13 protein-coding genes are annotated in these 11738 nt (G+C 69.6%); 6 read left to right on the top strand and 7 right to left on the bottom strand.

Features of this window, described 5'->3' with window-relative positions; all coding sequences use genetic code 11:
- Nucleotides 1–1253: L-aspartate oxidase (locus tag DQP58_RS23390; protein ID WP_205869524.1), on the bottom strand; the 1253-nt coding region annotated here is incomplete at its 3' end.
- The gene (gene nadA, locus DQP58_RS23385; RefSeq protein ID WP_112710542.1) at nucleotides 1253–2302 is read right to left on the bottom strand and encodes a quinolinate synthase NadA; all 1050 of its coding nucleotides are present in this window, start codon (nucleotides 2300–2302) and stop codon (nucleotides 1253–1255) included. The genes DQP58_RS23390 and nadA, both read right to left, overlap by 1 nt.
- 46 nt (nucleotides 2303–2348) lie before the next feature.
- On the opposite strand from nadA, the gene DQP58_RS23380 reads away from it, so the two are divergent.
- Together DQP58_RS23380 and DQP58_RS23375 are read left to right on the top strand one after the other, a co-directional pair.
- Nucleotides 2349–3074, top strand: a complete 726-nt coding sequence (locus DQP58_RS23380; protein WP_112710541.1) for an NUDIX hydrolase — start codon at nucleotides 2349–2351, stop codon at nucleotides 3072–3074.
- Between the two features lie 143 nt (nucleotides 3075–3217).
- Nucleotides 3218–4558: a lipase family protein gene (locus DQP58_RS23375; protein WP_112710540.1), complete on the top strand. Its 1341-nt coding sequence runs from the start codon at nucleotides 3218–3220 to the stop codon at nucleotides 4556–4558.
- Here the strand turns inward: DQP58_RS23375 and DQP58_RS23370 are convergent.
- Genes DQP58_RS23370 through bioB form a run of 3 tightly spaced genes read right to left on the bottom strand, consistent with a single transcriptional unit; the run spans nucleotide 4553 to nucleotide 6514 of the window.
- The gene (locus DQP58_RS23370; protein WP_205869523.1) at nucleotides 4553–5215 is read right to left on the bottom strand and encodes a DUF2567 domain-containing protein; all 663 of its coding nucleotides are present in this window, start codon (nucleotides 5213–5215) and stop codon (nucleotides 4553–4555) included. The two genes, DQP58_RS23375 and DQP58_RS23370, sit on opposite strands and share 6 nt — an antisense overlap.
- Nucleotides 5212–5448 carry a hypothetical protein gene (locus DQP58_RS23365; RefSeq protein WP_066864141.1) on the bottom strand — a complete coding sequence of 79 codons (237 nt, stop codon included), beginning with the start codon at nucleotides 5446–5448 and terminating at the stop codon, nucleotides 5212–5214. The genes DQP58_RS23370 and DQP58_RS23365 overlap by 4 nt, the downstream gene beginning before the upstream one ends.
- A gap of 28 nt (nucleotides 5449–5476) precedes the next feature.
- The gene (bioB, locus tag DQP58_RS23360) at nucleotides 5477–6514 is read right to left on the bottom strand and encodes a biotin synthase BioB (protein ID WP_112710538.1); all 1038 of its coding nucleotides are present in this window, start codon (nucleotides 6512–6514) and stop codon (nucleotides 5477–5479) included.
- A gap of 141 nt (nucleotides 6515–6655) precedes the next feature.
- Between bioB and DQP58_RS23355 the strand changes: the two genes are divergently transcribed.
- From DQP58_RS23355 to DQP58_RS23340, 4 genes are all read left to right on the top strand, one after another.
- A complete protein-coding gene (locus tag DQP58_RS23355) occupies nucleotides 6656–6847 on the top strand; it encodes a hypothetical protein (protein ID WP_112710537.1) in 192 nt (63 codons plus the stop codon).
- A 113-nt stretch (nucleotides 6848–6960) separates the two neighbouring features.
- Nucleotides 6961–8793 carry a hypothetical protein gene (locus DQP58_RS23350; RefSeq protein ID WP_112710536.1) on the top strand — a complete coding sequence of 611 codons (1833 nt, stop codon included), beginning with the start codon at nucleotides 6961–6963 and terminating at the stop codon, nucleotides 8791–8793.
- Between the two features lie 4 nt (nucleotides 8794–8797).
- Nucleotides 8798–9160, top strand: coding sequence for a hypothetical protein (locus DQP58_RS23345; RefSeq protein WP_112710535.1), 363 nt, complete (start codon nucleotides 8798–8800; stop codon nucleotides 9158–9160).
- Nucleotides 9157–10521 (top strand): hypothetical protein, encoded by a 1365-nt coding sequence (locus tag DQP58_RS23340; RefSeq protein ID WP_112710534.1) that lies wholly within the window; start codon nucleotides 9157–9159, stop codon nucleotides 10519–10521. The genes DQP58_RS23345 and DQP58_RS23340 overlap by 4 nt, the downstream gene beginning before the upstream one ends.
- Here DQP58_RS23340 and DQP58_RS23335 read toward each other — a convergent pair.
- Complete coding sequence (locus DQP58_RS23335; protein ID WP_112710533.1) at nucleotides 10518–11030, bottom strand: 2'-5' RNA ligase family protein; 513 nt, start codon at nucleotides 11028–11030, stop codon at nucleotides 10518–10520. The genes DQP58_RS23340 and DQP58_RS23335 overlap by 4 nt on opposite strands.
- On the bottom strand, nucleotides 11030–11710 hold the full coding sequence (gene bioD, locus DQP58_RS23330) for a dethiobiotin synthase (RefSeq protein ID WP_112710532.1): 681 nt from the start codon (nucleotides 11708–11710) through the stop codon (nucleotides 11030–11032). Before bioD ends, DQP58_RS23335 begins: the two co-directional genes overlap by 1 nt.
- Between the last annotated feature and the right edge of the window lie 28 nt (nucleotides 11711–11738).

Here is an 11738-nt window from a genome sequence, read left to right as displayed (position 1 = left end):
GTGTGGACGAGCGGCTCGGGGGCGACCGCGTGCACCCGCCCGGTCGCCGCGGCGTGCGCGGCCGCGGCCCTGCCGGCCCGCCCGCCGACGACCAGGCCTTCCAGCAGGCTGTTGGACGCCAGCCGGTTGGCGCCGTGCAGTCCGGTGCGTGCCACCTCGCCGGCGGCGAACAATCCGGGCAGCTCGGTTTGGCCGTAGACGTCGGTGACGATGCCGCCGCAGCTGTAATGCGCCCCGGGGACAACGGGAATGGGTTGGCGCACGGGATCGATGCCGGCTGCCAGGCAGGCGGCCGTCACCGTCGGGAACCGGTTGGCGAAGTCGCCGATGTGGCGCGCGTCGAGGAAGACGCAGGCATCGCCGGTGGCCTTCAGCCGGGTATCGATGGCCGCGGCGACGACGTCGCGGGGCGCCAGATCGCCCATCGGGTGGACGCCGGCGGTCACCGAATCGCCTTGGGAGTCAATCAGTCTCGCGCCCTCGCCGCGAATGGCCTCGGTGATCAGCGGGCGCCGTCCGCTCGCGGCGTCGGGGGTGAACAGCATCGTGGGGTGGAACTGGATGAATTCGAGATCGCTGACCGCGACACCGGCCCACAGACCCAGCGCGATGCCGTCGCCGGTGGAGCCCTCCGGGTTGGTGGTCGCGCCGTACAGGTGCCCGAGGCCCCCGGAGGCCAGGATCACCGAAGGCGCGCTGATGATTCCGTAGCCGTCCGGGTTGCCCACCAGGACGCCGGTCACGGCCGCACCGTCGTGCAGCACCCGCAGGGCGACATGGCCGGTGCGGATGTCCAACGTGCGGGCCGCGTGGTCCAGCGCGCGCTGCACCTCGGCACCGGTGGCGTCGCCGCCGGCGTGCACGATGCGGCGCCGGGAGTGTCCGCCTTCGCGGGTCAGCGCCCACTTGCCCGGCGTGGACTCGTCGAATCGCGCTCCGTCGCCGACCAATTCGGCGACCGCCGCATACCCGTCGGCGACGATCGAGTACACCGACTGCGGGTCGCACAGGCCGGCGCCGGCGACCACGGTGTCGGCGACATGGGCCTCCACCGAGTCGTCAGTGTCGGGCAGCACCACCGCGATGCCGCCCTGCGCGTAATGGGTGGCGGTCGCCCCCCGCGCCTGGTCGGCCTTGCTCAACACGACGACGCTGCGCCCGGCACGGTGTGCGGCCAGCGCGGCGGCCAATCCCGCTACGCCCGTGCCGATCACGACGACGTCGGCGCTGTGCGTCCACTGGGGACGGGCGATCATTCGCCACCGCCCGGCTGCCCGATTTCGATCATTCGCTGCACGCTGCGCCGGCCGGCGGCGGCGACGTCGGGGTCGACATCGACCTCATCGGCCCCCTCGACCAAACAGCGCAGCAGGGCCGCCGGGGTGATCATCTTCATGAACTTGCAGGAGGCGCGGTCGTTGACGGCGCGGAAGTCGATTTGCGGTGCCGCCCGGCGCAATTGGTAGAGCATGCCGACCTCGGTGGCGACCAGCACCTTGCGTGCGTCGGTCCGGTTTGCGGCCTCCAGCATGCCGCCGGTGGACAAGATCTTCACCCGGTCCGGCGGGAAGGCGCCTTCGCCCGCGAGGTACAAGGCCGAAGTGGCGCAACCACATTCGGGATGCACGAAGAGCTCGGCGTCGGGATTGGCGCGGGCCTGGTCATTGAGTTCGTCGCCGTTGATCCCGGCGTGCACGTGGCATTCGCCCGCCCACACGTGCAGGTTCTGGCGCCCCGTCATGCGACGGACATGGGCGCCAAGGAACTGGTCCGGGCAGAACAGCACCTCGCGGTCGGGGTCGATGGACTCGACGACCTCGACCGCGTTGGACGAGGTGCAGCAGATGTCGGTGAGCGCCTTGACCGCCGCCGTGGTGTTGACGTAAGAGACGACGACCGCGCCGGGGTGTTCGTCCTTCCAGGCGCGCAGTTCGTCGGCGGTGATGGAATCGGCCAGCGAGCAGCCGGCGCGCTGGTCCGGGATGAGCACGGTCTTGGCCGGGCTCAGGATCTTGGCCGTCTCGGCCATGAAGTGCACCCCGCAGAACACGATGGTGTCCTCGGGCGCCTCGGCGGCGATCCGCGACAACGCCAGCGAGTCGCCCACGTGGTCGGCGACGTCCTGGATCTCGGGTAACTGATAGTTGTGCGCCAGCACGGTGGCACCGCGCAGCTTCGCCAGGCGGCGAACCTCGGCGGCCCATTGCTCGTCCCCGGCCACCCCGGCGTAACCGGCGGGCGAGTTGGTGATGTCGGCGATCATGCTTTCGGCGAGCGTGTCCATGCGATTGATAACCGTCATGGCGGCTCCTTTCAGCCCAGGAGGTTTTCGACTTATAATCGAAAACATGGCCCATGGTAGCACCGCCCACGAAGTGCTCGCGGTCGTGTTCCAGGTTCGCGAAGCGGGCGAACAGGTTACGAAGGGACGCCACGCGGTGAAACCGCAGCTGAACGTGCTGTTATGGCAGCGCGCCCAGGATCCACAACAGGGCAAGTGGTCGCTGCCGGGCGGTCGGCTGCGCAACGACGAAGACATGATCACCTCGGTGCGGCGCCAGCTCGCCGAGAAGGTCGACCTCAAGGAGCTGGCGCACCTGGAACAACTCGCGGTGTTCTCCGACCCGCAGCGGGTGCCCGGCGCCCGGGTGATCGCGTCCACCTTCTTGGGCCTGGTGCCCTCCCCCGCCAGCCCCGAACTTCCGCCGGACACCCGCTGGCACCCCGTGAACTGCCTGCCGCCGATGGCCTTCGACCACGGCCAGATGGTGGACAACGCCCGCACCAGGCTGAATGCGAAACTGTCCTACACCAACATCGGATTTGCTTTGGCTCCAAGGGAATTCGCGCTTTCCACGCTGCGCGACATCTACGGCGCCGCGCTGGGCTATCAGGTCGACGCGACGAACTTGCAGCGGGTGCTGGCCCGGCGCGGTGTCATCACGGCGACCGGCACCATCGCGCAATCCGGCCGCAGCGGCGGACGCCCGGCCGCGCTGTACCGGTTCACCGACGCGGCGCTGCGGGTCACCGACGAGTTCGCCGCACTAAGGCCGCCCGGGTCGCCAGGCTAGGCTTGGGCGAAAGGCGGGCGACGTGGGGGTGAATCGCGTCTGACCTGGCTGTGTGACGAGAAGTCGCTCACAGTGCGGCGATTGTGTTTTGGTTACCTGCCGTTCGTACGCAAGAATGCCGGGTGGCCACGAAGGGAGCCTCAATGGCTGAGCTCGGCAACCTGGCAGGCACGCAGGGGGCGGAATGGATCGCCCGCCCGCCACACGAGGAACTGCAGCACAAGGTTCGTCCGCTGCTGCCCTCGGACGACCCGTTCTACCAGCCGCCACTGGGCTTTCAGCACGCCGAACCCGGGACGGTGCTGCGCTCGCGCGACGTCGAGCTGGCCTTCCTGGGCCTAATCCCGCAGCCCATCAAGGCCGTCCAGCTGCTGTACCGCACGATGGACATGAACGGCGAGCCGGAGGCCACCGCCACGACGGTGATCGTCCCGGCCGAACTGGCCCCGGGCCGTCCCTGCCCGGTGCTGTCCTACCAGTGCGCGATCGACGCCGTCTCGTCGCGCTGTTTCCCGTCCTACGCGCTGCGGCGCCGGGCGAAGGCGCTGGGCGCGATCGGCCAGTTCGAGCTTTTCCTGATCACCGCCGCCGTCGCCGAGGGATGGGCCGTCTCCGTGCCCGACCACGAGGGCCTGCGCGGCCTGTGGGGCGCACCGTATGAACCCGGCTACCGCGTCCTGGACGGCATCCGGGCCGCATTGAGTTCGGAGCGCCTCGGTCTGTCCGCCGCGGCGCCCATCGGGCTGTGGGGGTACTCCGGCGGCGGACTGGCCAGCGCCTGGGCCGCCGAGATGTGCGCCGAGTACGCGCCCGAACTGGACATCGTCGGGGCGGTGCTGGGCTCGCCCGTCGGGGACCTGGGCAACACCTTCCGCCGGCTCAACGGCAGCTTCCTGTCGGGGCTGCCCGCGCTCGTGGTGGCCGCGCTCGCGCACATCTACCCCGATCTAGACCGGGTGATCCGCGAGCACACCAACGAGGAGGGGCGCGCGCTGCTCGACTCGCTGGAGAAGATGACGACGGTGGAAGCCGTCGTGCGGATGGCCGGCAAGGACATGGGCGACTACCTCGACGAGCCGCTCGAGCAGATCCTGTCCACCCCGGAGATCACGCACGTCTTCGACCACATCAAGCTGGGCGCCGCCGTGCCGACGCCACCGGTGCTGATCGTGCAGGCCGTGCACGACTACCTGATCGACGTCCACGACATCGACGTGCTGGCCGACGCGTATTCGGCCGGCGGCGCGCGGGTCACGTACCACCGCGACGCCTTCAACGAGCACATGATGCTGCATCCGCTGTCGGCGCCGATGGCGCTGCGCTGGCTGACGGATCGCTTCGGAGGCCGCCCGCTGACCGATCACCTGGTCCGGACCACGTGGCCGACGATGTTCAACCCGATGACCTACGTCGGCATGGCGCGGCTGATGAAGATCGCGGCCAAGGTCGTCACGGGCCGCAAGATCGGCCGCCGTCCGCTATGACACGGGCGCTTCGGCGCCTCCCGCTCGCACCGGCACCGCATCGGCGGGCCCCGGCTGCGGGGGAAACGCACCCAGGTCGTCGCGGGCGTCGGCGGCCACCCGCACGGCGTAGACCAGGGCCGCGATTCCGGCCGGCCACAGCAGGCTGACCGCGATCTGCAGCGGACCGTCGGAGAAGAACACCGGCGGCGCCTGCGTGACGTAGGCGACGGACGGGGATTTCGACAGCGGTACCGCATCGAAGTCCAGCGCGCCGTAGCGCAGCCGCACCAGCCCGGCCCCCAAAGCGGAGGCCGCCGCGGCGGCGCCCACCATGCCGGCCGACAGCGCGATGACCATTCGCGGTCCGCGGTGCTCGCGCCACTGCCACACCCAGACCGAGCCCACCACGGCCAGCACGGTCAGCAGCCCAAGCATCAGGGCGGGGGCGACAAAGAAGTGCTCGGACTCGTTGCCCAGATAGTCGTGCACCCGCTCGCCCGAGCGGGTGAGGGCCACCACGGCGCGAATCGGCGGGGCGATCAAGGCCCACAGCCCGCCGATCGCCAAACCGGTCGCCGCCGACGCAAGCGCCACCACCAGGAGCGCGCGCGTGCGGCTAGCGGCGGTGATGGGCGCGGACGGCTCGGCGGCGTCCGCCCTGGTCTGCTCGGTCAACGTTGCGTCTCCAGATCGGCGGAATCGACCTCGCCGTGCCGCGAACAGCGAGCCCGCCAGCCGTCGGGGCGCACCTGCACCACCATCCGGCGCCCGCATGCCGCGCAGAACCGGGGAGGCTCAAGGCCCAGCTGGGCCGCTGTCGGCACGGCGGTGCCCCCTAATTCCCCGGTGTAGACGTTGTAGACGCCGGCACTGACTGCCGCTCCCAGGGCGCCCAGATCGCCAACCACAATCTTCAACCTAGCCGTGGCCGTCGGCCTACAAGCTGGCGTTGAGCCCCTTGAGGGGCATCTGCAGGTCGTCGAGCAGTTCCAGGTCGGATTCGGCGGGGCGACCCAGCGTGGTCAGGTAGTTGCCGACGATGACGGCGTTGATGCCGCCCAGGATGCCCTGCTTGGCGCCCAGGTCGCCCAGGGTGATCTCGCGGCCACCGGCGAACCGCAGCATGGTGCGCGGCAGCGCCAGGCGGAAGGCGGCCACCGACTTGAGCGCCTCGCTCGCCGGCATCACCTCCAAGTCGCCGAACGGGGTGCCCGGCCGCGGGTTGAGGAAGTTCAGCGGCACCTCGTCGGGGCCCAGTTCGGCCAGTTCGGCGGCGAATTCCGCGCGCTGCTCGAGGGTCTCGCCCATGCCGAGGATGCCGCCGCAGCACACTTCCATGCCGGCGTCGCGGACCATCGACAGCGTCTCCCAACGCTCCTCCCAGCTGTGGGTGGTCACGACGTTGGTGAAGTACGAGCGGGCGGTCTCGAGGTTGTGGTTGTAGCGGTGCACGCCCATATCGGCGAGCTGCTCGACCTGCTCGGCCGTCAGCATCCCCAGCGAGCAGGCGATGTTGATCTCGACCTCGTTGCGGATCGCTTCGATGCCGGCCGCGACCTGGGCCAATAGCCGCTCATCGGGGCCGCGCACCGCGGCCACGATGCAGAATTCGGTGGCCCCGGACTTGGCGGTCTGCTTGGCCGCCTCGACCAGGCTGGGGATGTCCAGCCGCGCGCTGCGCACCGGCGACGCGAATAGCCCCGACTGCGAGCAGAAGTGACAGTCCTCCGGGCAGCCGCCGGTCTTCAGGCTGATGATGCCCTCGACCTCGACCTCGGGGCCGCACCAGCGCATCCGCACCTCGTGGGCCAGCGCCAGCAGTTCGTCGAGCCGGTCGTCGGGCAGATGCAGCACCCGCAGCACCTGGTCCCGGCTCAGTCCCTGGCCGTCCTCGAGCACCTGCTGCCGGGCCAACGCCAGGATGTCCTCGTCGTTGCCCGTATCGGCCGTCGGTCGCGTTGCCGCTTGAGTCACCAGGTACTCCCCTGCTTGTTTCTCGTGTTCACGTGTCCGCTGCGTGGGGACACATCTGCCACGTGGTGGCAGCGGTGAATGAAAAGGTGTTCAAAGTAGGGTAACGGCCGAAGGACCCGCCCAACCTATGGGTATACGACCATGGTGACTGTGCACGTCGAAATCCTGGCGCACCACTACTTGCTGCTGGCGGCGCCGGCGTTTCTGCCTGCGGTGATCGTCGTCGGGGTGATCCTGTACATCGCACTGCGTGACCGGCGCGAGGGCCGCAACACCACTGGCTCCGCGCCCGAGTCCTCCCATGCCGACACGCCGGACAAAACGCGTGATTGACGAGCCCGGGATCGGGGCATTAAACAATCAATCACGAACCTACTTGGCAGTAATAAGCGGTTGACTTCAGTCGGATTCTCCGGGGCAGCCCGGCGCGGTTGGGAGGCACGACGATGCGGTCGAATGAACTGACGATTGTTGCTGAGGCACCGGCACGCGGCGCCGGGCTGAATCAGGTGATCGGGCTATCCATCGCCGCGGCGGTGATCACCCTGCTGTTGCTGTGGGTGGGCCACGCCCACCGCACCCATCGCATCGAATGGCTGACCCGGGTCGCCGACAAGGTGGGTGACAAATTCCACCGGCCCGGTTGGGTTGCCCTGCCGGTCCTGGTGTTCACCACATCGATCATCTGCGCGCTGTTCGGGTTCATCTGGGACGTCAGCTGGCATATCGGCAACGGCCGCGACCCGGGCCCACTGGCCAACCCGGCGCACTACTTCATCATCATCGGGTTGTTCGGCATCTTCCTGGGCGGCATGACGGCGGTCGTGCTGCCGTTCGACCAGCCCGGCCCGGCCGCGGTGCGGATCACGCGGAACTGGCACGCGCCGGTGGGCGGCGTACTGATGGCCGGCTGCGGGCTGTACGCGATGATCGGGTTCCCGCTCGACGACATCTGGCACCGCATCTTCGGCCAGGATGTAACCCTTTGGGGCCCAACGCATTTGATGATGATCGGCGGGGCCTGTTTTTCGCTGTTCGCGGTGCTGATGCTGGAGCGCGAGGGTGAGGCCGACGAAGGCGAGGACGTCTACCACGGCGCCTTCATCACCTTCCTGCGCTACCTGTCTTTCGGCGGGTTGTTCATCGGCTTGTCGGTGTATCAGATCGAGTTCGACTTCGGCGTCCCGCAATTCCGCCTGGTGTTCCAACCGATGCTGATCGCCGGCGCGGCCGCCCTGGCGGCGGTCGCCGCCCGCATCACCATGGGCCGGGGAGCGGCCGTCATCGCGGCCGTCTTCGCCATCGCCCTGCGCGGCGGCGTCGCCCTGCTGGTCGGGCCGATACTCGGCGCCCCGACCAACTGGTTCCCGCTCTACCTCGGCCCCGCGCTGGCCGTCGAGTTGATCGCGCTGACGCCAGTGTTCAAGCGCCCCGTCGTCTTCGGCGCGGTCGCCGGGCTGGGAGTGGGCACGATCGGGCTCTGGCTGGAGTCGCTGTGGATCGCGGCGGTCTACCACTACCCCTGGCCGATCACCATGTGGGGCGAGGCCCTGGCGACGGCCGTGCCCGTTGCGGTCTTGATGGGTATGTGCGGCGCCATGTTCGGCATGGTGCTCACCGGACAGCGCCTCCCCAGGCGCGCCATCGGCATCTCGGTGGTGGTGGCCACGGTGCTGGTGATCGGCGGCGCGGTGGCCAACGGCCTGCACATCCTGGTGCCGAGCAAGAACAACGCCACCATCACGTTGACCGACCTGCCCAGCGCCCCAGGGCAGCGCATGGTGTCGGCCGACGTCCAACTCCTGCCCGCCGACATGGTCAGCGACAATCCGGACTGGCTGACGATCCTGTCCTGGCAGGGCCGCATGAATAACGACCGCGGCCTGATCATCGACCGGCTCGCCAAGGTCGGGCCGGGGCACTACCGGTCCACCCTGCCGGTTCCGGTGTGGGGAGACTGGAAGACCCTGCTGCGGGTCCAGGACGGCCGCACGATGACGGCCGTGCCGATTTGGGAACCGGCGGACGCCGCCATCCCGGCCCCCGAGGTTCCCGCGCTGACGTCGAGCACGCGGCCGTTCGTCCTGGAAGTGACCATCCTGCAGCGTGAACGCGACCAAAGCGCGCCGGCCTGGTTGTTCACCGCCGGTGGGATCGTGGTGCTGTTCCTGACGCTCATGGTGATCGCCGGCTTGACCTGGGGCGCCGGCCGGCTCAACAACTCCCTCGCCGAGCCGGAACCGGTGGAAGACAAGCAGCCGATCCCGCGGGCGGCGTGAACCCATGACCCTTCGCGGCACCCTCATCACGGCATGGGCGGCGGCGCTGATGTGCGGTCTGGTCGGCTGCGGTGGTTCGGCTGACAAGTCGCCGGCGGCACCGCTGACCGTCGACGTGACCATCGCCCACGGTCAGGTCACCCCGACGAACGCCACGCTGCAGGCCAAGGTGCATCAGCAGATCACCCTGCACGTGACCAGCGACGCCACCGACGAGCTGCACGTGCATTCGACGCCCGATCACAAGTTCGCGGTCCAGGCCGCCCCCAACCAGACGTTCGGATTCGCCGTCGACGTTCCGGGCAACGTCGCGGTGGAGCTGCATCATCTGGACCGCACCATCGCAACCATCCAAGTGCAGCCGTGAGCTCCGCCGCCGCGGCGGTGGTGCTCGCGCACGGGCTCGGTGGTTCGGGTGATCTGCCGGTGCCCTATGCCTACGCGATGGTCGGGGCGGCATGGGCTTTGACGTTCACCTTCGCCCTCGTGGCGTTCGCGTGGCGCCGGCCGCGGTTTGATCCGCACAAGCCGGGCCGGCCCCTACCGACGGCGCTGACGAGGGTCGTCGACTCCCGGGTGACGCGAGGGTTCGCGGCCGGGCTGGCCCTGCTGTTCGCGGCCTGGGTGGTGGCCGCCGGGGTGTGGGGTCCGGAATCGGAGGCCAACGGGCTGCTCGGCGCGTTCTACGTGCTGCTCTGGGTCGGGCTGGTGGCGGTGTCGCTGATCATCGGGCCGGTGTGGCGGGTGATTTCGCCGATGCGCACGGTGTATCTGCTGCTGCGGCGCGTCACCCCGGAACGGCTAGGCCGACCGCGGCTGTCCTACCCGGAAGGCTGGGGCTATCGGCCCGCCGCCTTCGGCCTGTTCGCCTTCGTCTGGATGGAGCTGGCCAGCCCGAACTCGGCGTCGCTGCCCTGGGTCAGGGCGTGGATCGCCTGCTATGCGGTGCTGATGCTGGCCGGCGCCTGGCTGTGCGGGCAGCGCTGGCTGGCCCGCGCCGACCCGTTCGGCGTGTACAGCGTGGCCGTCTCCCGGCTCTCGCCGTTTCGCCGCAACCCGCAGACGCGGCAGATCGTCGTCGGAAACCCGCTCGACCATCTGCCGTCGCTGCCGGTGCGGCCGGGCGTGGTGGTCCTGCTGGCGGTGCTGCTGGGCTCGACGGCGTTCGACAGCTTCTCATCGTCGCCGACGTGGCGCGGCTTCTCCGATCAGCTCACCCGCGAATTCGGCGCGCCTCCCACGCTGGCGTCGTCGATGCTGCGCACCGTCGGGCTGATCGTCTTCATTTGCGTTGTGGCGGTGACCTTTTCGCTCGCCGCGCGCGCCACCGGCGGCGTCAGCGCGCAGCAGCGTCGCGAATTGCCCGGCCAGATGGCGCATTCGCTGATCCCGATTGTGGTGGGCTACATCTTCGCCCACTACCTGTCCTACCTGGTGGAGCGCGGACAGCAGGCGGTGTTCGCCCTGGCCGACCCGTTCGGCCACGGCTGGAACCTGCTCGGCCTGGCGCACCTGCATGTGGCGTACGTCTTGTCCATGCACCCGCCGGTGCTCGCGGCGGTCAAGGTGACCTGCGTGGTCACCGGGCACATCGTCGCGGTGATCGCGGCCCACGATAAGGCGCTGCGGCTGCTGCCCACCGGCCATCAACTCACCGGCCAGCTGACGATGATGCTGGTCATGGTCGGCTACACCTTCACCGGTTTGTATCTACTCTTCGGGGGTTAACCGCCGATCAAGTGCTCGACCTTCTTGTTGCCGTCCCAGCGGCGCAAACCCGCGAAGCTGCCCTCGATCTGGGCGGGCCGGCCCGCGACGCGCAGCGCTCGGCCGAGCTGGGCGCCGCCGACGCGGCGCGCCATCGTGACGTGCGCGGTCCACTGGCCGGGCAGGCTGTTGGGCATCGGTCCCGGCCGCAAATGCGGCCCGCAGCAGCGGTGCACCTCGGCGTGCAGGGCCAACAGCTCTTCGGTCGGCACCACCAGCCGCGCGAAAACCGCACTGGCGCGGCCGAATAACACCGGTGCACCGATGACGCAGGGCAGCGGCAGCCGTTCGCTCACCGCGCGCAGCGGCTCGTCGACGTCGGGCGCGATGCCTTCGGCCACGGCCAGGGTCACGTGCGGCCGGCTGGCCGGGGCTTGGCTGGGGATTCCCGCCGCGGCCAACGATTCCCAGATGTTGCGGATCGCCGCCTCGGTGTCGCCGTCGAAGACCAGCTCGATGGAGTGAACCATCAGCCGACCAGCGCGGCAACCCAGTCGCGGTCGAAAGCCCTGGCGCACAGCGCCGCGAAGCCGGCGGCGTCCAGCGCTGCGGCCCCTTCGGGCAGCGCGGCGCGCACCGCGGCCAGCCGGGCCAGCGCGGACCGATTCGTCGTCTCCAACACGCCGGGCCGCCGGGGCCAACTGCCGATGACCAGACCAGCGCACGAAACATTATGCGCGGCAAGCGATTCCAAGGTCAGCGCGGTGTGGTTGAGAGTGCCCAACGACGGGCCGACCACGACCAGCACCGCCGCGCCCAGCGCGACGGCGAGATCGCGTGCGGTCACACCGTTTTCGCCGAGCTCGACCAGCAGCCCCCCGGCGCCCTCGACCAGTGTGAGCCGCCCCGGCCGGTCCAGCTCCCCGATGAGCGCCAGCAGCTGCTCGCGGGTGGGCAGCGGCATTCCGGCCGCCTCGGCGGCGGCCACCGGCGCCATCGGCAGCGGATAGCGGCCCAACCCTGCCAACTGCGTCACCCCGGATAGCCGGGCCACCTCGGCGAGGTCGTCGTCGCCGGCATCGACGCCGGTCTGGACCGGCTTGCACACCGCCACGTCGATGCCGGCCTGACGGGCGTGGCAGGCCAGCGCGGCGGTGACGACCGTCTTGCCGACCCCGGTGTCGGTGCCGGTGACGACCAGGACCGTCACCGGCGTGCCTCAACCCAGCTCGGCGAGC

It is taken from the genome of Mycobacterium colombiense (genome assembly GCF_003284975.1).
Taxonomy (GTDB): domain Bacteria; phylum Actinomycetota; class Actinomycetes; order Mycobacteriales; family Mycobacteriaceae; genus Mycobacterium; species Mycobacterium europaeum_A.
The sequence above is the reverse complement of the archived record's forward strand: the minus strand, read 5'-3'. Positions and strand labels throughout refer to the sequence as shown.